The following is a 24582-nucleotide window of genomic DNA, read 5'->3' on the forward strand; positions in this document are numbered from 1 at the left end:
TTCAAATCTGCGAAGCCGGACTAAATCTTGGAAATGACAGCATCATCTCCCTTTTATAAAATCGATGCCGCTACTCGCCGCGTGTCTTTCGATGCGCGCGAACCGGCGTTCTACCGCAATCCGAACGCGGCCTATGCCATGCTTCATGCACAGTGTCCCACCTTTTACTGGGAAGAGCAGAAGCAATGGTTCTTCACCGGCTACGACCACGTCAGCAGCCTGTTGCGCGACCGTCGTTTCGGACGACAGATCCTGCATGTTGCAAGCCGCGAAGAACTTGGCCTGCCGGAACCGTCCGAACATGTGAAACACTTCTATGCCGCAGAACGGCACTCGCTTCTCGAAATCGAGCCGCCGGAACACACGCGGCTGCGCACGCTGGTCAACCGCGCATTTGTTTCCCGCCATGTCGAGAAGATGACACCGGAGATCATGGCGCTCGCCAACAGGCTGATCGATGCCTTCGAGAAGGATGGCAAGACGGAGTTGCTTTCGACCTTCGCTGACATCATTCCGGTGACGATGATTGCCAACATGATCGGCATTCCCGAGGACATGGGGCCGCAATTGCTGAAGTGGTCGCATGACTATGTCGGCATGTACATGTTCAAGCGCACCCATGAGGACGAGCTTGCGGCAGACAAGGCATCCAGGGAATTTGCCGATTATGTGCGTGGCGTGATCGCGGAGCGCAGGGCAAAGCCGCAGGACGACCTTCTGAGCCACATGATCCACACGGAACACAAGGGCCAGTATCTGACCGACGATGAACTCATTTCCACGACAATCGTACTGCTGAATGCAGGCCATGAGGCAACGGTGCACCAGATCGGCAATTCGGTGCGGATGATCCTGGAAAGCGGCATCGCGCCGGAAACGATGTTTCGCGACGAAACGACGACCGAACGCGTCGTTGAAGAGACATTGCGCATTTGCGCGCCTGTCCACCTGTTCCAGCGCTGGGCGCTCGAACCCGCCGAGATTGACGGTATCTCGTTCAAGCGTGGTGACCAGATCAACCTCATTCTCGCTGCGGCCAATCTCGATCCATTGAAATTCAGCGATCCGCTGGACTTCAGACCGGAGCGCAACGAAGGCGCCAACGTCTCCTTCGGCGCGGGCATTCATTTCTGCATCGGCGCGCCGCTGGCAAGGCTGGAGCTCAATCTTGTTCTGCCGCTGCTTTTCAAACGGCTGCCGAACCTCAAGATTGCGGCGTCCCCGAGCGTCAAGAACGTCTACCCCTTCCACGGGCTGGAGCGGCTTGACCTGACCTGGTGAGGTCGAGCGCGGTTCGTCAGGCGACGGTCTCGCTTCTGGCAAGATCAAGCCAGGCGCGCGCCGCATGTGAGAGATAAGCGCCCTTTCGCGATATCCACGCCATATGCCATTGCATTCCCGGTGTCGAAACCGGGATATGCACAACACCGGGGCGAACACGTTTTTCCGCGATCATACGCGGCAGGAAACCGACCCCCAGACCTGCGCCGACCAGCTCGACGATGAAATTGATCTGGCTACTTCTGGCGGCGATGCTGGGTGAAAATCCGGCCTGCCGACACGCATCGAGAATGATCGGATTAAGCGCAAAACCGGCATCGAAGAGAATGAAGGGGATGTCCTGCAATTCATGCAGGTCCACCACGCTACGCTCCGCCAGCGGATGATTGCTGCGCATCAGCACCTCGAGCGGCTCCTGACGCACATCCTGCCATTCAAAATCGTCCGGCACCGGCAACAGCGATGCGCCGAGATCGACCTCCCCCGCCTTGACCAGCTCTTCCAGACGTTTGCTGCCATGTTCCACAAGCTGGATGTCGATGCCGGGGTAGCGGCTTCGGTAAATGGCGAACAAGGGCGCGAACAGCATGTCCGAACCGATGGGCGGAAGACCGAGGCGCAAGGTTCCGCGCTGGAGGCCGCGCAGATCGGAAAGCTCGGCAATCAGGTCGGCGCGCTCCGCCAATATCCTGATCGCCCGTTCGTAGACGATCTTTCCCGCCTCCGTCAGCGTGGAGCGATGTCCCAGCCGATCCAGAAGCACCAGACCCAACTCATCCTCCAATTGCTTGACCGCCTTGCTGACGGTCGACTGCGTCATGAAGACGGTTTTTGCAGCCTGGGAAAAGCCGCCCTGACGGACAACTTCAACAAAGGCATTCAGGGTTCGCAGCTCCATACTATTCCAATCTTGACTTGATAGTATTCAATCAATTCATTTTGAGAATATAGGGGCGCAAACTATAGTGCTGGTCAAGGGAGGTTGTCGCAGCAAGGGTCAGTCAGATGACGATAAACAAGGCAACACAAACTCTGCACAACCGCATTGTCTCCAGCAGGCTTTTCCAGATCATCATCATCAGCGCCTTCTGGCTGCTTGGCGAAGCCATCGTTCGTATTGCGCATCTGCCGTTTCCCGGTGCGGTCGCCGGATTGGCACTCGTGCTCATTCTGCTCGCCTCGGGCAAGATCAAGCCGACAAGCATGCGTGGCGGCGCGCAATGGCTGCTGGCGGACATGCTGCTGTTTTTCGTACCTGCTGTTCTCGCGGTTCTCGACCACCAGGAATTTCTCGGCATTGTCGGGCTGAAAATCCTCGCCGTCATTCTCGGCGGCACGGCAGCCGTGATGTGTTCGACCGCGCTCGCCGTCGATTTCGGCTACCGCATGATGATGCGGCTGGAGCAACGCCATGTTCCCGTCTGACAGTCTCATCTTCCAGACGGCATTCTGGTCGGCAGCAACAATCGTTCTCTATTACGTCTCGAAGCGGATTTATGGCCGTTGGCCGAAACCCTATCTCTCTCCGCTGCTTCTGGCGCCGCTGTTTCTGATCTTGATCGCGCTTGCCATGAACACGGGTTATGCCGAGTACATCCACGCAACACACTGGTTGATGCTGCTGCTTGGCCCGGTGACGGTCGCCTTCGCCATTCCGATCTATGAGCAGCGGGCGATGATCCGCCGGTACTGGCCGGTGCTGGCCTTCGGCGTAACGGTTGGCAGCACGACGGCGATGGCGACCGCATGGGCGCTGGCGAGCCTTCTCAGCATCGACGGGGCCTTGCGTCTCAGCCTCTTGCCAAGATCGATCAGCACGCCCTTCGCCATGACCATTTCACAGGACATTGGCGGCGTGCCCGATCTGACTGCCGTGTTCGTGGTGCTGACGGGCGTGCTGGGTGCCGCACTTGGCGAAACGCTGCTGCGCTATCTGCCGCTCAAGTCGTCGCTGGCACGCGGCGCCCTGTTCGGCATGGGCGCGCATGGCGCCGGTGTCGCAAGAGCACACCAGATCGGTCAGGAAGAAGGCTCGATCGCAGGACTGGTGATGGTGATTGTTGGACTAGTCAACGTTCTTGTTGCGCCAGTCCTGGCCATGCTGCTGCGTTAACGGCACGGTATCATCCGCCGTTACAGGCGGATGACGTAATCCTTGCGGGTCGTTTCGATGACTTCCCAGGTTCCCTTGAAACCAGGTCGCACAATGAGCCTGTCGCCTTTTTGAAGGTGGATGGGCTCGCCGCCCTCCTCCGTCAGCACGGAGTGACCTTCAAGGATGCTGAAATATTCCCACTCATCGTAGACTACCCGCCATTTGCCCGGCGTCGACTGCCAGATACCGGCATAAAGACCACCTGAAGCCTCCTCCAGATTCCACGTCGTGAATTTGGGATCACCGGAAACCAGCCGGTCGGGCGCAGGCGCACCCTCTTCCGGTTGAACGCCAGCAAGATCGCCATCGGTCGCGAAGGTCAGAAAATTCGTCATGGGCAAGGCAAGCTCCGGCGGGATCAGATCTTGGCGAGCGACTGCTCGAGATCGGCGATGATGTCGTTGACGTCTTCGATGCCGATCGACAGGCGGACGACATCCGGGCCGGCACCTGCGGCCTTCTGCTGTTCCGGCGTCAATTGCGCATGGGTGGTGGAGGCCGGGTGGATGACCAGCGAGCGCGTGTCGCCGATATTGGCAAGATGCGAGAAGAGCTGCAGTCCCTCGACCAGCTTCTTTCCGGCTTCATATCCACCCTTGATGCCGAAGGTGAAGACAGAGCCTGCGCCCTTCGGCGAATAGTGCTGCTGGATCGCGTGATTGTCGCTGTCCTCCAGCCCGGCATAGTGCACCCAGCCGATCTTGGCATGCGACTTCAGCCACTTGGCTACGGCAAGCGCGTTGTCGGAATGGCGCTGGACGCGTAGCGGCAGGGTTTCGATGCCGGTCAGAATAAGAAACGCGTTGAACGGCGCAATCGATGGGCCGAGATCACGAAGCCCGAGCACCCGGCAGGCAATGGCAAAGGCAAAGTTGCCGAACGTCTGGTGCAGCACGACGCCTGAATATTCCGGACGTGGCTGAGACAACGCCGGGTAGCGATCCGTGGCCGACCAGTCGAAAGTGCCGCCATCGACGATCACGCCTCCCATGGAATTGCCGTGACCGCCGAGAAACTTGGTCAGCGAATGCACAACGATATCCGCGCCGTGTTCAAGCGGGCGAACGAGGTAAGGGCTTGCCATGGTATTATCGACGATCAGCGGCAGTCCTCGGCGGTGTGCGATATCGGCAATGGCGGCGATATCGACGAAGGTGCCGCCCGGATTGGCAAGGCTTTCGATGAAGATTGCCCGGGTGCGATCATCGATCTGATTTTCGAAGCTTGCCGGTTCGGCCGCGTCCGCCCAGCGAACCTGCCAGCCGAAATTCTTGAAAGCATGACCGAACTGGTTGACGGAGCCGCCGTAGAGCTGGCGGGCGGCAACGAAATTGTCACCGGGCTGAAGAAGCGTGTGGAACACCAGCATCTGAGCCGCATGGCCGGATGCGACGGCAAGGGCTGCCGTGCCGCCTTCCAGTGCCGCAACGCGTTCTTCGAGTACGGCCTGGGTGGGGTTCATGATGCGCGTATAGATATTGCCGAATTCCTTCAGCCCGAACAGAGCAGCGGCATGTTCGGAATCCCGAAAGGCATAAGCCGTCGTCTGATAGATCGGCGTAGCGCGGGCACCCGTTGTCGGATCGGGCTGTGCACCCGCGTGTACGGCAAGCGTGGCGAAACCGGGACTGCTGCTCGACATAATGTTTCCTCCAATTGAAATTTTGGAGGGATCATAACGCCTTGGCGGCAAATGGTAAGCCTGTTGCGTTCCAACTATCGCTTAATATTGAGACGCGGATACTCAATTGCCGGGCAACGGTCCATCACAACATCTATGCCGTAGGATTCCGCCTTGGCGGCTGCATCGTCGTCGCGCACGGAAAGCTGCCCCCAGAGCACGGCTGGGCGTTCAGGCAGGAGAATCGCCTCCTCGACGACATCCGAGAGATATTCCGGCGCGCGAAAAACATCGATCATGTCGACCGGCTCGGGAATATCGGAAAGACGGGCATAGACCTTCTGCCCCAGGATTTCCTTGCCTGCCTGCCCGGGATTGACGGGAATGACATGGTAGCCCTTGGCCAGAAGAAACCGCATGACGCCATGGCTCGGCCGCGCAGGGTTGGGAGACGCGCCAAGCAGCGCAATCGTTTCGACTTTCGTCAGGATCGTTCGGAGGTAGTCCGGATTGTAGTGGTCATGTTGCATGCCGACTTGTCCCTTTCTTACGCTCTTCTTTTCATGCCCATCCGTCGGATGCTGCGTAAAAATGCGCCGCTCCAACAATCGTCCTTCGAGCCCCTCGCTTTTAGCATAGCCTTTTTTCTGGCTCGTACGATTTAACACAGGCACTGCAAAGGTAACGGTCTTCTTTCATCTAGGTTGCCCTTCGACCGGAATGAAGGCGCGATTTGCGAATTTGCGACTTATCGGACAAGTGCTGCAACTTTTGCAAAATGATTTCACGGTGCATTGCAATCCAGGTTGCAGAGTTTTCACGCGGAGATTGTGCAACAATCAAGCAACCTCGAAAATAATCCTAGACGACACCATAAACGTGCATAACATCCGCCATTCGTCTCCTGTTTGTTTTCATTCCGTTCACAGCAACATTAGCTAGGTCTAATTTTCAAGATATGCGGCGGCGCAGCAAAAAAACATCAACCTGAAACGTTTCAGTTCGTTAAATTAGCGATTTTTGAAATTCATTTTCATTTGTGACATTGCCAAGAAAGCCGTTCGCACCGTGACGAAACGAACCCATGCAAATCGATTTGATCCGTAACATCCTCACGTAACATCGCGATCGAAACATGTCGGAAGACACACCAGGAGCAAAACCACAAGCTGTGCAGTGAGGTCAGCAAATTTGCAAATGACAGGCTAAATAATGGGCACGCCCCACCGCATTTGCGCTGATAAATTTTCTGACGGAAAGGTTTGGCGCTTTTGCGACATCGCCACTCACAGCATCAATATCGAGAAGAGTACCGCGCCTGCAGGAAATACGGTAGATGAAGAAAAAATGACGCGGGCGAATCTATCGTGACAATCGAGATCTTCTTGCTGGTGCTCCTGGGCGCCTTGCTGCATGCGGGCTGGAACGCGCTGGTGAAGGCCGGGTCCGACAAGTCGCTCGATGCTTCTCTCATTGCAGCCGGCGCGGCTGCGTGCTGCGTCCCTTTCCTGCCCTTCCTGCCGTTTCCAGAGCCGATTTCCCTGCCCTTTCTGATCGCATCTGCCTTTCTGCAGTTTGCTTATTTCAGGCTTGTTGCGGCTGCCTACACGATTGGCGACATCGGCCTGGTTTATCCCGTCATGCGCGGCGTGGCACCTTTGATCGTCGCGGCATCGAGCAGCCTGTTTCTCAGTGAAATACTGAGCCCGGTTGCGCTTCTTGGCATTGCGATCATCTCAGCCGGTATTCTGACCCTGGCGTTCGAAGCACGGCGCGGTGGCGGACGGGCTATTCTTGTCGCCCTTCTCAACGCTTTCGTCATTGCCTCCTATACCTTCGTCGATGGCGTCGGCGCGCGGCTTTCCGGCAACGCGATTTCCTATACGCTGTGGATGTCGCTTCTGCCGCCGGTGCTGCTTTTCACATTCGCTTTCTATCAACGCGGCGTCACGCCCGTTGTCCAGCACGTCAAGCGTTACTGGTGGCGTGGGCTGATCGGCGGTGGCGGCTCCATCCTGTCTTACGGGCTGGCACTTTACGCGATGACAAAAGCCCCTGTGGCCGTGGTCGCGGCACTGCGCGAAACCTCAATTCTGTTCGCCATCGTCATTTCCGTGGTGATCTTGAAAGAGCGGGCGAGCATCTGGCGTTATGCGGCCGGAGCGATCATTGTGGGTGGCGTTCTGGTCATGCGGCTGGGTTAAATGGCCCGACTTGATGGGGTAAAATAATACCACATAGACAAACCATTGTTTTTGCTTGATTATTTTTACGACCCTGAAAATCGCCGATATTGACGCTTTTTCCGCCGCACCGTATAAGCGCGCCAGACTGAATTCCTGCCGGAAAGCGGTCTTTTGCGGTTGCTGACAAGGCAACCAACCCAAGCAACAAGAAACGCCTGCATACGCTTTTTACCGCGCATGACAGGTTCAAAGAAAGTGAAAACTATGTCTACTTTCGTTCAGAAGCCCGCTGAGGTGGAGAAGAAGTGGATCATCATCGACGCCGAAGGCCTCGTTGTTGGTCGTCTCGCCACCATCGTTGCTACCCGCCTGCGCGGCAAGCACAAGGCAACCTACACCCCTCACGTCGATGACGGCGACAACGTCATCATCATCAACGCTGAGAAGGCTGTCTTCACCGGCAACAAGTATTCCGACAAGAAGTACTACTGGCACACCGGTCACCCGGGTGGCATCAAGGAGCGTACGGCTCGCCAGATCATCGAAGGCCGCTTCCCGGAGCGCGTCGTTGAGAAGGCCGTTGAGCGCATGATCCCGCGCGGCCCGCTCGGTCGTCGCCAGATGAAGAACCTCCGCGTTTACGCTGGTTCGAACCATCCGCACGAAGCACAGCAGCCCGTCGCTCTCGACGTTGCATCGCTGAACAAGAAGAACGTAAGGAGCGCCTGATAATGGCCGATCTTTCCTCCCTGAAAGACCTCGCCCCGGCATCGGAAGCTTCGGCTCCCGTGCACGTCCGCAAGGTTGACACCCTCGGCCGCTCCTACGCGACCGGCAAGCGCAAGAACGCCGTAGCCCGCGTATGGGTCAAAGCTGGTTCTGGCAAGATCATCATCAACGGTCGCGACTTCACGGCGTACTTCGCTCGTCCGGTCCTCCAGATGATCCTGCAGCAGCCGATCGTTGCTGCCGCTCGCACGGGTCAGTTCGACATCATCGCTACGGTTGCTGGCGGCGGTCTGTCCGGCCAGGCCGGTGCAGTTCGTCACGGTCTGTCCAAGGCCCTCACCTACTTCGAACCGGGCCTGCGCTCTGTTCTGAAGAAGGGTGGCTTCCTGACCCGCGACAGCCGCGTTGTCGAGCGTAAGAAGTACGGTAAGGCCAAGGCTCGCCGTTCCTTCCAGTTCTCCAAGCGTTAATCGCTTCCGGAATACAGAACTACGAAAAGGCGGGGCTTCGGCTCCGCCTTTTTTCGTTGTCATGCGCCCTTGTTTTTGGCCCGATAAAACCGCAACCTCGCGGGTAAACAGGACCGTCGGGGAAACACATGCCATCGAAAACCATCGATCACGCCTTTACCGCCACCACACTGACGTCGGCTGCAACCGATCCGACCCATGCGGGCACGCTGTCTTTCATGCGGCGCAAGTTCACCAAGAACCTGAAGGGCGTTTCAACGGCGGTCTGGGGCATTCCTTTCGATGCGGCAACGTCCAACCGTCCCGGTGCACGGTTCGGGCCACAGGCTATTCGCCGCGCTTCGGCGATTTTCGACAACGACCCGCAATATCCGTTCGAACGCGACCTGTTCGCCCATATGCCGACCATCGATTATGGCGACTGCCTGCTCGATTACGGCAACCATTGGAAAACGCCTGAGACGATCGAAAAAGAAGCGCGCAAGATCATTTCCAAGACGGACTATCTGCTGACGCTGGGAGGCGACCACTTCATTACCTGGCCGCTTCTGAAAGCCCACGTGGCCAAACACGGTCCGTTGGCACTGGTGCAGTTCGACGCGCATCAGGACACCTGGTTCGACGACGGCAAACGGATCGACCACGGCTCCTTTGTGGCGCGCGCCGTGCGTGAGGGGCTGATCGATGCAGACCGCTCGATCCAGATCGGCATCCGTACACACGCGCCCGACGATTTCGGCATTCACATTGTGCATGGCTATGAGGTGGAGGAGATGCGCGCGAGCGACATCGCCTCGCTGATCGTCCGGCATACGGCAGGCATGCCCGTCTATCTGACCTTCGATATCGATTGCCTCGATCCGGCTTTTGCCCCCGGCACGGGAACGCCTGTGGCGGGTGGCCCCACCAGCGCCAAGATCCTGTCCGTTCTGCGCGGGCTCGGCCAGCTCGATATTCGCGGCTCGGATGTGGTCGAGGTCGCACCGGCTTACGACCATGCGGATGTCACCGCCATTGCCGGGGCGACGGTTGCAATGTATATGCTTGGCCTGCGCGCTGAGCGACTGGCGAAAGCAGGTTGAGACAAGACCTGCCGACGCATGAGAGATTGAATCCGAAAACAGATACAACCCACTGAAAAGTCAGGACAAGGACATGACAGCGAAGATCTTCATCGATGGCGAACACGGCACCACGGGTCTGCAGATCCGCACGCGCCTTGCTGGCCGCCGCGATATCGAGCTGCTGTCGATTCCCGAGGCCGAGCGTCGCAACGCCGCCATGCGTGAAGACATGCTGAATGGCGCCGATGTTTCCATCCTGTGCCTTCCCGACGACGCGTCGCGGGAAGCCGTCGGCATGGTCGCTGGCAACAACAATGTCCGCATCATCGACACGTCCACCGCGTTCCGGACACATCAGGACTGGGCTTACGGCTTCGCTGAAATGGACAAGGAACAGACCGACAAGGTGCGTTCGGCCCGTTTCGTCGCCAATCCCGGCTGCTATCCGACCGGCGCCATCGGCCTTATCCGGCCGCTGCGTGCCGCCGGCATTCTGCCTGACGGCTACCCGGTCAGCGTCAACGCCGTTTCCGGTTACACCGGTGGTGGCAAGCAGTTGATCGGCCAGATGGAAGACCTGAACCGCGATGACGCCATCACGGCCAACAACTTCCTTTACGGGCTGACGCTGAAGCACAAGCACGTTCCGGAAATGAAACAGCACGGCCTTCTGGACCGTTCTCCGCTGTTTTCGCCCTCCGTCGGCCGCTTCGCGCAGGGCATGATCGTACAGGTACCGCTGTTCGTTGCCGACCTGAAGGACGGCGCGAGTGTCGAAACCGTGCATGCAGCACTTGTTGCCCATTATGCCGGCCAGGACATCGTTACCGTTGTGCCGCTTGAAGAGAGCAAGGCGATTGCCCGCATCGATGCCGAGGAACTGGTCAACAAGGACACGATGAAGCTTTACGTGTTCGGCACCGGTGAGCACATCAACCTCGTTGCTGTCCTCGACAATCTCGGCAAGGGCGCATCGGGTGCGGCTGTCCAGAACATGGAACTGATGCTCTCTGCATGAGCGGGAGCGGCTTGCCTTTTCCGCCCGAATGGCAGATCGCGCAAGCCAGGCAGATTGCCGACACGGTTGCGGGCACGGTCTATGACGTGACCCGCGCCGACGGTTCACGCGATATTGCCAAAACTCTCAAACCCAAGGCGCTTGAAGACAGCCTGCGCGGTGCGGATTTCATCGCATGGCGCGGCGGTATTGGCTGCGTCGAATTGATCGACCGCACCGATACAATCCTCCTGATGGAACACGCCGGCGAGACAACGCTGCGTGACATTCTGGAGCAGGATGGCGATGTGGCAGCAACCGGCATCGCCGCCGAGGTCCTCCTCGATTACCACCGCCCGTCGGACACGCCGCCGCCTGCCAGCCTGCAGCCGCTGCAGCGTTATTTTGCCAGCCTGTTTGCCAAGGCAGAACAGGACAGACGAGCCGGTCGCGACAGCCTGTACACCGAAGCTGCCGGCATTGCGCAGGCGCTGATTGGCAGTCAGCAGGATATCAAGCCGTTGCATGGCGACCTGCACCACGAAAACATCATGAAGAGCCCACGTGGCTGGATCATCATCGATCCTGCCGGCCTGATCGGCGATCCTGCACTCGACGTCGCCAACATGTTCTCCAATCCGCTCGACCGGTTCGATCTGACCCGCAGCGAGGAGAGAATTGCCGCCATGGCCTCTGTTTTTGCCGAAACGCTGAAGCGCGACATGCGCACCATCCTGCGTTACGCCTTTGCCTATGGCTGCCTTTCAGCCGCCTGGCATGAGGAAGACGGCAATGAAAAAGACCGCGACGATGAACTCTCCGTCGCGGTCTCGATAAAATCCGTCCTCGGACAGCTGTGAATCAGTCGCGAAGCTCGACCGCGACTGCCGGCGGGTATTCACCGATAAAACCACGCCAGTGCGCAATCGCGAAGCCAAGCACGATCAGCGCCATGCCCTGATGGGCGAGTGCCACGTGGATATCGACATGCATCAGCAACGTCGTGATGCCGAGTGCGGCCTGGATGCAGATCAGCACGAAGAAAAGCACACTGCGGCGCGCATGCGGCGTTCCCGGCAACTCCCGGCAGATGCCGACCATATGCCAGAGACTTGCGGCAAACAGCGTGTAGGCGCCCAGACGATGCACGAACTGCACGGTCTTGGGGTTCTCGAACAGATTGATCCACCAGGGCTGCTGCAGGAAGAGATCGCCCGGAACCAGTGAACCGTCCATCAGCGGCCAGGTGTTATAGGAGAGCCCGGCATTCAGCCCGGCAACCAGCGCACCGAGATAGATCTGGAAAAGACAGAGTACGGCCAGCACCATGGCAAACCGCCGGCCGGTGCGTTCATCGGCGGCATCCGGTGAGTGCACCGACAGGCCACGCAGGATCCACATGCACCCTGCAAAGATCAGACAGGCGATCGTCAGATGGGTGGCAAGGCGATATTGCGACACATCCGTGCGGTTGACGAGGCCAGACGACACCATCCACCAGCCGATGAAGCCCTGAAAGCCGCCCAGCGCCAGCAGTCCGACCAGTGGCAAACGCAGACGTTTTTCGATGCGGCCGGTCAGCCAGAAATAGGCGAGCGGCAGCGCGAAGATCAGGCCAATGGTGCGGGCCAGCAAGCGGTGCGCCCATTCCCACCAGAAAATGGTCTTGAACTCATCAAGGGACATGCCCCTGTTGATTTCCTGATATTGCGGAATGCGCTTGTAAAGCTGGAATTCCTCTTCCCATTCGGCAACCGAAAGCGGTGGAATGGCGCCGTGTATCGGCTTCCATTCGGTGATGGAAAGGCCCGATTCCGTCAGGCGCGTCGCGCCACCGACAAGAACGAGACAAAACAGCGTGAAAAGCACCACGCGCAACCAGATTCGCAGAAGGCGACGATCCTTCTCCTGTTTGTGCAGGGCAGTTTCCACCGCCAGCTCCACAGAACCGTTTGCCACCGTCATGCCACTCGAACGCATTTCGCCGATCTCCATTGTTCAGCCTCTGTCTGATTAGCCCCAACCGACCCTGCAAAACAAGACCCGAGGGTTTGCGGCATCCCGTCGCGGCGCTATAGTCGGGCAAGACATTTGGGGTGGAGCATTGCATGGGTGAACGTCATTTGGTTTCGGCAATACAACCGAAAGGGGATCGGAGCGTCGGGCTATTTTCCTCAGAAACGACAAAACCCCGCCTCAATGCCCGAAACCTGAACCTCGGTTGATCCTCATGCGCCCTCGCCTCAGATCCTTCATCGGCACCATCGTCATCATCTGTCTTGTCGTGGTTTATGCCGTCGTGGCCACCTCCGTTGCGGCTGCGATCTTGTCGCAATCCCCCTGGTGGGTGCACCTCGCCTATTTCATTCTGACCGGGCTTTTGTGGATTTTGCCCGCCATGCTCATCATTCGATGGATGGCCGGGTCAAAACAGGCAAAATAGCGTGGACAAAAGCGCGTTACCGCCAGCGGTTGCCTTCGGCTTATAAAGACATTGTTTGCCGGTGGCAGCTATAGTCTCGCCTGATCAACCGGAGAGAGCGGATGACGGCGGTGGGGCCGGTCACGACCAAGGATGGCGAAGCGAAGTTCACTTCGGTGGACGGTTCTGCGTTGCCTGAGCGGCGCCGCGCCGACCGGCTCGTCGTCGATCTCGTCGACGATATCGATTCCATCCGCACCGAATGGGACGCTCTCGACCGCGATGCTCTCAACTCGCTGCATCAGGGACTGGACTGGTGCCGCATCTGGGCGAAAACCCAGAATAGCCCGTTGCATGTCATCCGTGGCCGTCAGGGTGGCAAAACCGTTTTCCTTCTGCCACTCGAACTGGTCCGTGAGGGTGGCATTCGCCAGGCGCGCTTTCCGGGCGGCCGCTTCAACAACATCAATACCGGTGTGTTCGATGCGGATTTTGCCGAGAAGGCAAACAGCGCCAGGACCGCAGCCATTACCCGCGAAGCCAAAAAGCTTCTGCATGGAAAGGCCGATATTCTGGCGTTGCAGAATGTGCCGCTGGTCTGGCGTGAGCGCACCAGCCCGCTAGCGCATCTCGCCTCTGTCGAAAACCAGAACCCCGCCTTCCAGCTTCCGCTTCTCGGCAGCATGGAAAACACGATCCGGCAGGTGAATGCCAAAAGGCGCCGCAAGAAATTTCGCATCCAGAGCCGACGTGCCAAAGAACTGGGTGGCTACACCCACGTGATCGCGCAGACGCCGGAGGAAAAATGCCAGTTGCTGCAGACCTTTTTCCGGCAGAAATCGACGCGGTTTGCATCGCAGGGCATACCAGACGTTTTCCGCGACCAAGCCGTCAAGGACTTCTTCTACGACCTGGCATCCGTCGAACCGGCCGGGACTGACACCGCGCTCGAGCTGCACGCCATCCGCCTTCACGGCGAAAATGAAGGTTTGATTGCCGCGGTTGCCGGTCTTTCGCGCAAACAGGACCATGTGATCTGCCAGTTCGGCTCGATCGATGAAACGGTTGCCAAGGACCTGAGCCCCGGCGAATTGCTGTTCTGGCTGATGATAGAGCGGGCCTGTCAGGAAAAGGCCGTGCTGTTCGATTTCGGCGTCGGCGACCAGCTTTACAAACGAAGCTGGTGCCCGATGATGACGGTGCAGCACGATATCTTCCTGCCGCTGACACTGAAAGGCCGGCTTGCAGCGTCTGTGTTCGTGGCGATTGCCAGAACCAAGAGTGCGATCAAAACCAACCCGACGCTTTATGCGCTAATCCAGCGGCTGCGTGCCCGCACCTGGGATGGAGGCGGATCAGCCGCCTCCAGGGACGATTAGGATCAAGATCCCATCGATGTAAGAAACGCCATCTGCGCTCACGCGGCGCTGAGATGATCGCGCTTGCGCATTCCCGACATCGGCAGAGCCTGTTCGTAGCCATGCGCGAGCAGATCACCGAGGGTCTTTTCCAGCACGACATCTTTCGTGTCGGGAACGGAAACGACGATTTCGGCAGGCATACGCCGCAACATCTTCTCAAGGCTCTGAATCTGGACCGCGCCGCATTCCACGAGAACCGTATCATAGGCATCAGACAGCGCGTTGATGATCATCGTCAGCCGGTCGATGGCGCGCATCGCTTCACGCGGCTGCGCATTACCCTGCGGCACAATATGGGCATCGGACAGCCTATCGCTGTGAATCGTCTCGCCAAATGCGGCTGCACCAGCCAACAGGTCCATGATACCGGGAAGGCCGGTGTCGGGAGCCATCAGGCGGGTCGGGCACGCGGACGCCGTCATATCCACTAGAACGACGGAACGGCCGAGTTCGGAAAGAGCACGGGCCAGCATGACTGTGGTTGTGGAACCGCTATCACCAGTCGGAGACACGACCGCGACCACAGGTTTGGCAACCCGTGCCGCCAGGAATGCCGCAACGGCATCAACCGAAAATTCGCCCTGGTCGTCATCGTCTTCCGCTGCGGCAATCTCTTCCTGCGCGGCTGCGGCGACGGCGGCGGCCTGCGGCTTTTCTTCCGCGATAGCGGCAGGCGCCACCACTGGCGGTATTATCGCGGTGGCGGGTGCCGGTTCGGCATAAGCCGGCGGCGCAACGACCGGCGGCTTTTCTTCCGCCTTTGGCGTTTCCATCAATTCCGCCTCGTCGGCGCGTTCGTTCCTGTCCTCTGCGGCGGCAATACGGTTGGGATTGTCGCCAGCGACTGGCGCAGGCGCACGACCAACCGGCTTCAAGGCGCGACCGGTGAACAGTTCCAGCAGCATCACCACGATGCAGGAGAGAAGGAAGGTCGCCAGCGTCACGACGATGGTGATCGCCCCTGTTTTGGGGAAATAGGCTTCGCGCGGCTCGACGGCCGAGGAAATGACACGGGCGTCGGCAGGCGTCGATTCTGCCGATCCGGCGCGAGAGGTCGCTTCGCGGTAACGGGCGAGATAGGTTTCCAGCAACTGACGCTGGGCTGCAGCTTCGCGCTCCAGATCGTTCAATCCGACCTGCTGCTCGCCAGCGCGCGCACTTTCGGATTTCAGCACATTCATCTGCTGCACGAGTTGACGTTCCCGCAACCGCGAAACATTCGCCTCGTTTTCAAGGCTCGCCAGAACTTTGCGTGTCTCTTCCTGAATTTGCCGCTGAATGCCATCAAGCTGGCTGCGCAGCGCCTTGATACGCGGATGGCCTTCCAGCATCGAAGATGAAAGATCGGAAATCTGGCTACGGATCGTCGCCTCGCTTTCCTTGAGGCGCTGGATCATCTGCGAACTGACCACATCCGGGAAAGTGTCGAGCGGGCGGCCACTTGAGAGGGCATTGCGTACGCTTTCGGCGCGTGCCTCCGCATTGGCCCGTTCCGTTCTGACGCGGGCAAGTTCGGTCGAGGCATCGCTCAATTGCCGTGTGGCAAGCGTTTCGCCCTGCCCGGCCGACAGAAGATCGGAGGAAGAGCGATAGTCGGCAACCTTGCGATCGGCGTCACGCACCTTTTCGCGAAGACTGGCGATCTCCGGTTCAAGCCAGCGGGCAGCCTCGGTGCTGGTGTCCAGCTTCGCGCCGCTTTGCAGCGCGATGTAGACCTTCATCATCTCGTTCGGGATCGCGGCAGCGAGCTTGGGGTCCTGCGAGGAGAACTCGACGGCGATAACGCGCGAACTTTCAAGCTGATAGACCTGCAGCTTTTCCCTGAAAGCCTTGAGAACCCGTTCCTCCGGCGCAACCTGCAGCGGATCGCGCTTCAGACCAACGGAGACAAGCAATTGCGAAAGGAAGGATGGATTTGCATCCGGGTCGAACTCGTTGAGCTCGTGCAGCTTCATGTCCCGCGCCACCTGTTTGATCAGGTCGACCGATTGCAGGATCTGCACCTGGCTCGAAACGGTCAGCTCATCCAGCGCAGGTTCGGCAGGCGTGTTCGACTGCGGCGATGCACCAAAGGATGCCGCGCGGGATTCGATCAGCACGCGCGCTTCGCCCTTGTAGGCTGGCGCCATCATGCTGGATGCGACAAAGGCAGCCCCGCCCGCGAGAAGCGTAATCAGGGCAATGCGCCCCTTTCGCTCCCATATCGCCGACATCAGCCGGGCGAGATCGATATCCACATCCCTGTCGTCCATGCGCTCGCCGTTCATACGGGCTCCATAGCCGGGGCAACCCCGTTTGTTCAAATATAGATCACCAATTTCGCGCAAAGCTTAAGTGTTGCCGGTAACACAACAGTTAATCCGGCAAACAACCGACGCAAATCGCGCAAAATAAAGCCGATTTCATCGGCCATACGCGCTGCCGTTTACCGGCCATTAACCCTAACAGACCGATAACAATGGTCATTGAACGACTCGGAGCCTGACGAAATGCCGCTCGCCGGATCACGACATGTCACAGCACTCATTGTAGCCGCCCTGTCGGCCCTTTCGGGATGCGCGGCATATCAACCCGCGCCGAAAGCATTCCATGAGGTTGCCATGCAACCCTATCACGTCGATAGCGGTGATCGGCTGCGCATCAATGTCTTCGAACAGGCCGGGCTGACCAACACCTATACCGTGGATCAGGCCGGTTATGTTGCCTTCCCGCTCGTCGGCCAGGTTTCCGCCCGCGGCAAAACGTTGCCGCAACTCGAAGCCGCAATCGCTGCCAAACTCCGCCAGGGCTATCTGCGCGATCCTGATGTCACGATCGAGATCGATCGTTACCGCCCTGTCTTCATCATGGGCGAAGTTGGCCGGCCGGGTCAATATTCCTACGTGCCCGGCATGACGGCGCAAAATGCCATCGCCATTGCCGGCGGCTTTACCTCGCGCGCCAACCAGGCCGATGTCGATATCACCCGCAAAATCAACGCCGATGTCATCACCGGCCGCATCGGCATTACGGCACCGATCCTGGCGGGTGATACGGTTTATGTTCGCGAACGCTTTTTCTGACGGGCGGGACAGCATCGATGTCGAATGACGGGCCTCCGCTACGCATCATTCACTGCTTCCGCTCCCCTGTGGGCGGTGTCTTCCGCCATGTGCGCGACCTCATCGAAGAACACGTCAAGCAAGGCCACAAAGTCGGCATCGTCTGCGACAGTTCGACCGGCGGCGTCTATGAAGAGAAGCTTTTTGCCCAGATTGCTCCGATGCTGGAACTCGGGCTGACACGGCTGCCAATCCGGCGCTCGATCAGCCCTGGAGATCTGTTTGCGCTGTGGCGTTCCTATAAACACATCAAGAGTTTGCGGCCGGACATCTTGCACGGACACAGCGCCAAGGGCGGCGTGTTGGCACGATTGATCGGCTCACTGCTGCGGGTAAACAGGTATCGCGTCGCCCGCCTCTATTCGCCTCACGGCGGCAGCCTGCATTATGACAGGCGCAGCCTCAAGGGTCAGCTCTTCCTTCGGATCGAACGATTTCAGGAGCGTTTTACCGACGCGCTCTGCTTCGTCTGCCGGTTCGAACAGGAGACTTACGAAACGAAGGTCGGAAAGCCGCGCACCCGCACGGCGATGATCTACAATGGCGTTCAGGAAAACGAATTCGAGACCGTGCCGACGCAAGAGGGTGCAGCGCAATTTCTCTATATCGGCATGTTGCGCGACCTGAAGGGGCCGGATGTTTTTATCGATGCCTTTGCCAAGGCGGAGCGCATGACGGGCAAGACGTTGTCCGGCGTGATTGTCGGCGATGGCCCAGACAGAGACAAATATGCCGGAATGATTGCCCGTGCCGGTCTCTCGCGCCGCATCTCCATGCATGCGGCCATGCCGGCCCGCAAAGCCTTTGAAATGGCGTCGACCGTGGTGGTTCCCTCCCGCGCGGAAGCCATGCCCTATATCGTTCTGGAGGCGCTCGCGGCCGGCAAGACAGTCATTGCCTCGCGCGTTGGCGGCATTCCCGAAGTGCTGGGCGCAAAAAGCGAGGCGCTGGTACCCGCTGGCGATTCCGGCGCTCTGGCCAAAATCATGGTTCAGGATGCCAGCGACCCCGTCTGGGCAGATCGGGTCATGCCTAAACCCGAGGACTTCAAGGCGCAGTTTTCCACACCGGTGATGGCCGCAGATATGCTGACGCTCTATCGCTCTTTGACCTGAGACGCCGCCAGCCCCAAAGTTACACGCCCTGACTGCACGCAGCGTTAATAATCGCTGCCATAAACGTTTCTTAGTATGTTTGGACTAGATTTTCGCTCGTAAAGGGTGTGGGCTGTAGCGATGAGCAAGGATAATGAAGAGCGGCACGAATTCGATGTAATTTCGTTCCGCAAGAAAATGTCCGAACGCGACAATAGAGACGCTTCCATTTCCGAAAGCGTCGAACTCAATCCGCTTGCGCGGCAGGTTGCCAGCCAGCTTCGCGCCGGAAATCACTCCCCCAACATGGTCATCGGCCAATTGCGGATTTTTGAATTCGCGCTTCTTGCCGTGATCGCGGCGGCCGTCAACGGCTTTGCCGCCTATGATGGTGCCGGCGGTTTTGCCCACTGGTTTGTCGGCGGGTTGCTCGGCGCGCTTGCCTGCGTGATGTTCATGCAGGCTGGCGACTGCTACCAGCTTCCGGCGTTGCGTGCTCCTTTCAAGGTCTTCTTCCGGGTTCAGGGCGCCGTCATCCTGTCATTCGCGCTGATTGCCGGTTTTGCGCTGGTGTTCTTTCCCGATACGCCGCGCTCGCGGGACATGTTCGTCACCTGGTATGCGCTTTGCGCCATCGCACTGTTTGCCGGCCGCACGCTTCTTGGTTTTGCCATCGGCCACTGGTGGCGAAACGGCGTGATGGAACGCCGCGCAGTGATTGTTGGCGGTGGCGACATGGCCAAGGATCTCATTCGCTCTCTCGAACAGCAGACCGACAACGATATCCGCATCTGCGGCATTTTCGACGACAGAAAAAGCAGCGGTCGTTCGCCCGATGTCGTCGCCGGCTATCCCAAGCTTGGCACCTTTGCCGAACTGGTGGAGTTTGCCCGGCTGACGAAGCTCGACATGCTGATCATTGCCCTGCCGCTGAGTGCTGAAGCGCGCATTTTGCAATTGCTGCGCAAATTGTGGGTGCTGCCGGTGGATATCCGCATTGCCGCACACGCCAACAAGCTGCGTTTCCGCCCGCGCTCCTATTCACATGTCGGCGAAGTGCCGATGCTGGATGTTGTCGACAAGCCGATCCGCGACTGGGATTCGGTGGCAAAACGCATCTTCGACATCGTGTTCAGCATCATTGCCATCGTCCTTCTGTGGCCGATCATGCTGGGTGCGGCGATTGCCGTGAAAGCGACCTCGAAAGGTCCCGTGCTGTTCATGCAGAAGCGTCACGGCTTCAACAACGAGACTATCAATGTCTGGAAGTTCCGCTCCATGTATACGGAGCTCAGCGACCCGACCGCCAAGAAGGCGGTGACGAAAAACGATCCGCGCGTCACGCCGGTCGGACGTTTCCTGCGCAAGTCATCGATCGATGAGTTGCCGCAGATGTTCAACGTTCTACGCGGCGATCTTTCCCTCGTCGGGCCGCGGCCGCATGCCGTTCATGCGCAGACGGGCGACCTGAAATATACCGAGGTGGTGGAGCATTATTTTGCCCGACACAAGGTCAAGCCGGGGGTTACGGGCTGGGCGCAGATCAATGGCTGGCGCGGTGAAATCGACCACGGCGACAAGATCAAGTTCCGCACCGAATATGATCTCTATTACATCGAGAACTGGTCGCTGTTCCTCGATCTGAAGATCCTGTTCCTGACGCCCATACGCCTGCTCAAGTCGGAAAACGCCTATTGACCAAAGCCGCCTACCAGCACGCTCCGGATTTTGATGCGCCGCTGGCCACCATGCGGCTGATCGGCTCGTTCTTTATCGCGTTCGGGGTGTTTCTGTCCGGATTCGTCATCTCGGAACCTGCGCCTTACGAACTGATGATGGTGGGACAGGTCGCGCTGTGGTTTTTGCTCGGCCTGCGCCTGTCGCGCACCGTCGTCATTCTGTTGTCTCTGCTGCTGGCCTTCAATGTGGGTGGATATCTGTCGCTGACCACCATGGCCAATCTGGATGAGGGGCCGCTTTATCTTGCGGTATCGACCTTTCTGGCGCTGACATCTGTTTTCTACGCCGCGATCATCGAAGACAAATATCAGCGACTTCTGCTGATCTTCCGCGCCTGGCTTGCGGCCGCGCTGATTACTTCAATGCTCGGCATTCTCGGTTATTTCCACGCCCTGCCCGGCTTTGAGGTCTTCACACTTTACGACCGCGCCAAGGGTGCATTTCAGGACCCGAACGTCTTCGGTCCCTTCCTGGTGGCGCCGTCGCTCTACCTGATCTACGGCCTGCTTACCGGCAAGACGATGCATGCGCCCTGGCGTATTACCGGGCTGCTGGTGCTGGCGCTCGGCATCTTCCTGTCCTTCTCGCGCGCAGCCTGGGGCCTCTTTCTGTTTTCAGCGGTCCTGCTGGTGTTCGTGATGCTGCTCAAGGAGCGCACCTCGGCGTTTCGGCTGAAAATTCTTGTGCTGTTTCTTCTGGCAGTCGCTTTCATGGTGGCGGCCGTCATCATTGCCCTGCAATTCAAGCAGGTCGCGGATCTGTTCTCCAACCGTGCATCTGCCGTCCAGTCCTATGACGGTGGGCACCTCGGCCGCTTTGCCCGCCACTATCTTGGTTTCCTGATGGCGATGGAACACCCGCTAGGGATCGGCCCGATGGTGTTCGACGACATCTTTCCCGCGGCCGAACACAATATCTGGCTGAAAAGCCTGACCACGCATGGCTGGTTCGGTTTCGTCATCTATCTGGCGATGGTCTGCTGGACGATTGCGGCGGGCTTCAACAACCTGCTGCGTGAGCGGCCGTGGCAACCGTTCCTGATTATCGCCTGGGTGACTTTCGTTGGTCACGTGCTGATTGGCAATGTCATCGATACCGACCACTGGCGGCATTTTTTCCTGCTGCTTGGCGTGATCTGGGGATGCATGGCGCTGGAGAAACGCGAGACCCTGAAACGACGCCGAACACTGGCCGCGTCCCCTCGCCTGCCGTAACGGAACTTTCCCTGATCATCGGCGTTTATCCCGCGATATCACGATCATACGGGGATAATTTGCATGACTCAGACCAATAATCTTTACCTCATCATCGGCGCGCTGGTTGTGGTGATCGCCGGCCTTGGCGCCTATGTCTGGCATGAAGAAAGCAAACCGCAGGGCATTGAGATGAACATCGGCCCGAACGGTGTCTCCGTCGAGCAGAAATAATATACGCAAGCGTGAGGCAACCTTGCCCCAATAGACCGGTCGCAGACGTTTAAAAACGTCGTGACCGGACTTCTGATGTGAGAAGCCAAGGAGTGGCCCGCGCCACCAACATGAGGTCGATGCGCATGAAACGCGTTGGCCTGTTCAGGACGCAAGATCGACATGGTATCTTCCATCGACCTTTCCACACGACTGACGGCAACAAAACTGGCACTCAAGGCCATCAAGGAACAGGAAGACGCAACAGAAAGCGCATCCAACCAGCGCACACAGCTTCTTTCGTCCTACGGTATCGATACCTCGGCCTCGACCACCACAACGCTGAACAATCTGCTGACGCGCCTTTCGGAGCAATCGGGAGAAACCACCGAAGCAGACGATTCGACGCCGGTTTCCACTGACATCACCTCGGCCGATTTCATGACCAGCCTGAAGAAGAAACTTCAGGCGCTGGCGGAAGAAACAGCAACCGCCGAACAGGCGAAGGAAATGCTGGCGGCGCTGGAAAAAGGAACCCTTACCGTTTCGGACCCGCTGAATGGCGTTCAGATGACCGCCTGGGACCCGTCGGATGAAAACGACGTGACGACGCAAGCCAGAACGCAGATCGACAGCATGGGCTGGAGCGAGTTTCTGAAACAGCGGCTCGAGCGTGAAGGCGGCAGCTATGTCCGCTCATCGACCGGCGCCTATACGGATGCGACTTCCGGCAGCAATGCGTTTTTCGGCAGTGTGGGCGACCACTATTATTATCTGACCTGGCCCAAGGCAGACGCAAATACCGTGACGGTTTGATGCAACGAGATTTTGCGACACGCCGCAGAGTGCTGCGGCGTATCGCCAAAACCTTGATTAGACAGCAGGAGCCGGCGTTTCCACGGAGCTGCCAGACAGCGCCTTTTGCAGTTGCGCTTCCTGCTCTGGCGAAAGCGAGGTTTTCAGGACGCGACCGCGCAGTCCTTCGAACTCAGCCATCACCTTCTCCGGCTGTACCTTGCGGATCAGCACGAACAGGGCAGACGATCCGTTTGGAATGGTTTCGCCCAGCGATTTGATGAAGTCGTCGTCAATGCCGTAATCACCAAGCGAACCGGCAAGCGCGCCCGTGCCCGCACCGAGAACGCCACCAATGGCGAAACCTGCCAGCGGATTGAGGAACAACAGGCCAACAAGGCCCCCCCAAAGGCCGCCAGACAGCAAGCCGGAACTCGCACCAAGTGCCGTCAGATTGACGCTCTGCTTCAGATGCACCTTGCCGGATTCATCACGAACGACAACGACTGCGTCTTCGAGATCGACCAGATATTCCTTTTTCAGACCCGCAAGCTTGAGAAGAACGCGGTCAGCTTCTTCTTTCCCGTCAAAACCGACGACCACCAATTCGGACATGAGCTATCTCCCTGAGTTTAGATTGCCTGCAACTGAACGTTTTGGACCGCAGCAGGTTCCCGTCTATGCTGAAGAGAAGATGTGTCGGGCGTTTGACAGTAAATGCGCGGTAAAAATCAGGGCCGATGCATCGCTGCACCGACCCTTTTTAATTTTTATGCTCTGAGTAAAACCTTAGTGCACGGATGGCTCTTCGCCGTCGAGGAAGCTTCTGATGCCATCCTTTTCGCAGGTTGCCAGAAACTCTTCCCAGGCATCCTTGTCGGTGGCGAAATTCTCTTCCCAGGTCGTCACGTCGTCCTCTTCGCTGATGACCTCCAGCGTCCAGTCCTGCTGTGTGCCGGCAGGTCGGTAAATATCGACGAGTACCGTGATGCCGTCGTCTTCGAACTCGCCCGAAAACTCGGAATGTTCGATCTTCTCTTTCTTCGCCATGTCAGCCTCCTGCACCTGTGGGCGCATCCGGCGCCATGTGCTCCGGATACTGCACTGTCTCGGGACTTACAATCTCCGGATTCGGCGATTTCAGAAGACGCACACCGGGACCACCCGCCCCACTTGTCGCATTGTCATCAATAAATGAGATACCGCCGGACTGCAGCGCCTGGAGCAAAGCAGCAACCGCATCGCTCGCCACCGGCTGACCGGCTTCAAAGGCTTGAACGGTAACGGCTTCAATCTTCGATTGATCGGCAAGTGCCTTTTGCGACCAATCCAGGAAAGCTCTCGCGGCGCGGCATTGTGCAGGTGTCAGCATTACCAGAGGCTACTGCAATTTTGGGGGAATGGCCAGAAAGGACGTTTTCTCGTTACCTCCACATGAGACGGCAACGGCAGACCGTAAACCAGCCCCCAATTTGCAAACGGTGCGTTGGAAATATCCGGTGAGTAGGACGACGGCATAGAGCCAACTCCCGCTCCACAGCCGCGCGCAATCAAAAGCCGCTCCAGTTTCCCGAAGCGGCGCTCTTGATAAAAATGACTATGAATAAAGAAGCAATATCGATTTCAATATGGTGAATTGAGCTAAAATAAAGTGCCCGTCCCCTAAAACATGCGTATTGATTTAGCACATCAAGCTGGGAGTCAAGCAACCGGCCACAACCTGTAGTGCCAAGTGTGTGTTTTCTGTTTGATAGCTGCAAACAAAAACAGCGTGTGCAGCCAAGACGTCACGCATTGGAAGGTTCTTCACCTCAAAGCGGAAGGGTTCGAGTCCTGCAGGGGGCGCCACCTCGAAGCCAGCTTCTTAATCACTCTGACAGACCGGTCAGCGCTCTCTTCGCCAATACGAAAAAGCACGTAAGAGAGAAAAAATTTGCATCTATTGAATAGCTGAGAACTTTCAAGCCAGCCTTGGGGGCATCTGGCTTGGTTTTCAATGGTCGGAGCGACAGGACTTGAACCTGCGACCCCTTGACCCCCAGTCAAGTGCGCTACCGGGCTGCGCTACGCTCCGAACCTGAAAAGGGCTTTATATAGATG

Annotated in this window: 26 protein-coding genes and 1 tRNA gene; 17 read left to right on the forward strand and 10 right to left on the reverse strand. The window is 58.1% G+C overall.

Features of this window, described 5'->3' with window-relative positions:
* Window positions 1–33 precede the first annotated feature (33 nt).
* Window positions 34–1281, forward strand: a complete 1248-nt coding sequence (locus ACIQT8_RS05220; RefSeq protein ID WP_400964061.1) for a cytochrome P450 — start codon at window positions 34–36, stop codon at window positions 1279–1281.
* A 16-nt stretch (window positions 1282–1297) separates the two neighbouring features.
* Here ACIQT8_RS05220 and ACIQT8_RS05225 read toward each other — a convergent pair whose 3' ends face one another.
* Window positions 1298–2179: a LysR family transcriptional regulator gene (locus ACIQT8_RS05225; protein WP_400964062.1), complete on the reverse strand. Its 882-nt coding sequence runs from the start codon at window positions 2177–2179 to the stop codon at window positions 1298–1300.
* Window positions 2180–2286: 107 nt separating this feature from the next.
* Between ACIQT8_RS05225 and ACIQT8_RS05230 the strand changes: the two genes are divergently transcribed.
* Together ACIQT8_RS05230 and ACIQT8_RS05235 are read left to right on the forward strand one after the other, a co-directional pair.
* Window positions 2287–2706, forward strand: coding sequence for a CidA/LrgA family protein (locus ACIQT8_RS05230; protein ID WP_400964064.1), 420 nt, complete (start codon window positions 2287–2289; stop codon window positions 2704–2706).
* Window positions 2693–3394 carry an LrgB family protein gene (locus tag ACIQT8_RS05235; protein ID WP_400964066.1) on the forward strand — a complete coding sequence of 234 codons (702 nt, stop codon included), beginning with the start codon at window positions 2693–2695 and terminating at the stop codon, window positions 3392–3394. Before ACIQT8_RS05230 ends, ACIQT8_RS05235 begins: the two co-directional genes overlap by 14 nt.
* A 20-nt stretch (window positions 3395–3414) precedes the next feature.
* On the opposite strand, the gene ACIQT8_RS05240 is transcribed toward ACIQT8_RS05235, so the two are convergent.
* The 3 genes from ACIQT8_RS05240 to ACIQT8_RS05250 form a co-directional block, all read right to left on the reverse strand.
* Window positions 3415–3771, reverse strand: a complete 357-nt coding sequence (locus ACIQT8_RS05240) for a cupin domain-containing protein (RefSeq protein WP_138795582.1) — start codon at window positions 3769–3771, stop codon at window positions 3415–3417.
* Between the two features lie 23 nt (window positions 3772–3794).
* The gene (locus ACIQT8_RS05245; RefSeq protein ID WP_400964068.1) at window positions 3795–5078 is read right to left on the reverse strand and encodes an O-acetylhomoserine aminocarboxypropyltransferase; all 1284 of its coding nucleotides are present in this window, start codon (window positions 5076–5078) and stop codon (window positions 3795–3797) included.
* Between the two features lie 74 nt (window positions 5079–5152).
* On the reverse strand, window positions 5153–5587 hold the full coding sequence (locus ACIQT8_RS05250; protein WP_138795584.1) for a CoA-binding protein: 435 nt from the start codon (window positions 5585–5587) through the stop codon (window positions 5153–5155).
* 837 nt (window positions 5588–6424) lie between these two features.
* Here ACIQT8_RS05250 and ACIQT8_RS05255 point away from each other — a divergent pair.
* The 6 genes from ACIQT8_RS05255 (at window position 6425) to ACIQT8_RS05280 (ending at window position 11363) form a co-directional block, all read left to right on the forward strand.
* Window positions 6425–7261, forward strand: coding sequence for an EamA family transporter (locus ACIQT8_RS05255; protein ID WP_400964070.1), 837 nt, complete (start codon window positions 6425–6427; stop codon window positions 7259–7261).
* Window positions 7262–7507: 246 nt separating this feature from the next.
* Complete coding sequence (gene rplM, locus ACIQT8_RS05260) at window positions 7508–7972, forward strand: 50S ribosomal protein L13 (protein WP_138795586.1); 465 nt, start codon at window positions 7508–7510, stop codon at window positions 7970–7972.
* A 2-nt stretch (window positions 7973–7974) separates the two neighbouring features.
* Window positions 7975–8442 (forward strand): 30S ribosomal protein S9, encoded by a 468-nt coding sequence (rpsI, locus tag ACIQT8_RS05265; protein ID WP_051795849.1) that lies wholly within the window; start codon window positions 7975–7977, stop codon window positions 8440–8442.
* 128 nt (window positions 8443–8570) lie between these two features.
* The gene (gene speB / locus ACIQT8_RS05270; protein ID WP_138795587.1) at window positions 8571–9524 is read left to right on the forward strand and encodes an agmatinase; all 954 of its coding nucleotides are present in this window, start codon (window positions 8571–8573) and stop codon (window positions 9522–9524) included.
* Window positions 9525–9597: 73 nt separating this feature from the next.
* Entirely contained in the window at window positions 9598–10524 is a 927-nt protein-coding gene (gene argC / locus ACIQT8_RS05275; RefSeq protein WP_400964071.1) for an N-acetyl-gamma-glutamyl-phosphate reductase, read from the forward strand.
* Window positions 10521–11363: an aminoglycoside phosphotransferase family protein gene (locus tag ACIQT8_RS05280; protein WP_400964073.1), complete on the forward strand. Its 843-nt coding sequence runs from the start codon at window positions 10521–10523 to the stop codon at window positions 11361–11363. Before argC ends, ACIQT8_RS05280 begins: the two co-directional genes overlap by 4 nt.
* Window position 11364: 1 nt before the next feature.
* On the opposite strand, the gene ACIQT8_RS05285 is transcribed toward ACIQT8_RS05280, so the two are convergent.
* The gene (locus tag ACIQT8_RS05285; RefSeq protein WP_400964396.1) at window positions 11365–12468 is read right to left on the reverse strand and encodes a COX15/CtaA family protein; all 1104 of its coding nucleotides are present in this window, start codon (window positions 12466–12468) and stop codon (window positions 11365–11367) included.
* A 265-nt stretch (window positions 12469–12733) separates the two neighbouring features.
* Here ACIQT8_RS05285 and ACIQT8_RS05290 point away from each other — a divergent pair, with 265 nt between their 5' ends.
* Together ACIQT8_RS05290 and ACIQT8_RS05295 are read left to right on the forward strand one after the other, a co-directional pair.
* On the forward strand, window positions 12734–12946 hold the full coding sequence (locus ACIQT8_RS05290) for a DUF2842 domain-containing protein (protein ID WP_138795591.1): 213 nt from the start codon (window positions 12734–12736) through the stop codon (window positions 12944–12946).
* 101 nt (window positions 12947–13047) lie between these two features.
* Window positions 13048–14304 (forward strand): GNAT family N-acetyltransferase, encoded by a 1257-nt coding sequence (locus ACIQT8_RS05295; protein WP_400964075.1) that lies wholly within the window; start codon window positions 13048–13050, stop codon window positions 14302–14304.
* A 38-nt stretch (window positions 14305–14342) separates the two neighbouring features.
* Here the strand turns inward: ACIQT8_RS05295 and ACIQT8_RS05300 are convergent, their stop codons facing one another.
* Window positions 14343–16613, reverse strand: coding sequence for an exopolysaccharide transport family protein (locus tag ACIQT8_RS05300; protein ID WP_400964077.1), 2271 nt, complete (start codon window positions 16611–16613; stop codon window positions 14343–14345).
* 222 nt (window positions 16614–16835) lie between these two features.
* Between ACIQT8_RS05300 and uppC the strand changes: the two genes are divergently transcribed.
* The 6 genes from uppC to ACIQT8_RS05330 all read left to right on the forward strand — a co-directional run bounded on the left by uppC (window position 16836) and on the right by ACIQT8_RS05330 (window position 22503).
* A complete protein-coding gene (gene uppC, locus ACIQT8_RS05305; protein ID WP_138795594.1) occupies window positions 16836–17408 on the forward strand; it encodes a polysaccharide export protein UppC in 573 nt (190 codons plus the stop codon).
* Between the two features lie 17 nt (window positions 17409–17425).
* A complete protein-coding gene (uppD, locus tag ACIQT8_RS05310) occupies window positions 17426–18562 on the forward strand; it encodes a polysaccharide biosynthesis type 4 glycosyltransferase UppD (RefSeq protein WP_400964079.1) in 1137 nt (378 codons plus the stop codon).
* Between the two features lie 120 nt (window positions 18563–18682).
* Window positions 18683–20239 carry a polysaccharide biosynthesis glycosyltransferase UppE gene (gene uppE / locus ACIQT8_RS05315; protein WP_400964081.1) on the forward strand — a complete coding sequence of 519 codons (1557 nt, stop codon included), beginning with the start codon at window positions 18683–18685 and terminating at the stop codon, window positions 20237–20239.
* Window positions 20236–21495: a polysaccharide biosynthesis O-antigen ligase family protein UppF gene (uppF, locus tag ACIQT8_RS05320; RefSeq protein ID WP_400964083.1), complete on the forward strand. Its 1260-nt coding sequence runs from the start codon at window positions 20236–20238 to the stop codon at window positions 21493–21495. Before uppE ends, uppF begins: the two co-directional genes overlap by 4 nt.
* A gap of 63 nt (window positions 21496–21558) precedes the next feature.
* Window positions 21559–21708: a hypothetical protein gene (locus ACIQT8_RS05325; RefSeq protein ID WP_138795598.1), complete on the forward strand. Its 150-nt coding sequence runs from the start codon at window positions 21559–21561 to the stop codon at window positions 21706–21708.
* Between the two features lie 162 nt (window positions 21709–21870).
* Complete coding sequence (locus ACIQT8_RS05330) at window positions 21871–22503, forward strand: hypothetical protein (protein WP_400964085.1); 633 nt, start codon at window positions 21871–21873, stop codon at window positions 22501–22503.
* A gap of 57 nt (window positions 22504–22560) precedes the next feature.
* Here the strand turns inward: ACIQT8_RS05330 and ACIQT8_RS05335 are convergent, their stop codons facing one another.
* From ACIQT8_RS05335 to ACIQT8_RS05350, 4 genes are all read right to left on the reverse strand, one after another.
* Window positions 22561–23097, reverse strand: a complete 537-nt coding sequence (locus ACIQT8_RS05335; RefSeq protein WP_138795600.1) for a DUF1269 domain-containing protein — start codon at window positions 23095–23097, stop codon at window positions 22561–22563.
* A gap of 174 nt (window positions 23098–23271) precedes the next feature.
* Entirely contained in the window at window positions 23272–23532 is a 261-nt protein-coding gene (locus ACIQT8_RS05340; protein ID WP_138795601.1) for a hypothetical protein, read from the reverse strand.
* Window position 23533: 1 nt separating this feature from the next.
* A complete protein-coding gene (locus ACIQT8_RS05345; RefSeq protein WP_400964087.1) occupies window positions 23534–23854 on the reverse strand; it encodes a multiprotein-bridging factor 1 family protein in 321 nt (106 codons plus the stop codon).
* 625 nt (window positions 23855–24479) lie between these two features.
* Window positions 24480–24556 (reverse strand) — tRNA-Pro (locus ACIQT8_RS05350).
* Window positions 24557–24582 lie beyond the last annotated feature (26 nt).

Source organism: Agrobacterium sp. NPDC090273 (genome assembly GCF_044772305.1).
Taxonomy (GTDB): Bacteria; Pseudomonadota; Alphaproteobacteria; order Rhizobiales; family Rhizobiaceae; genus Agrobacterium.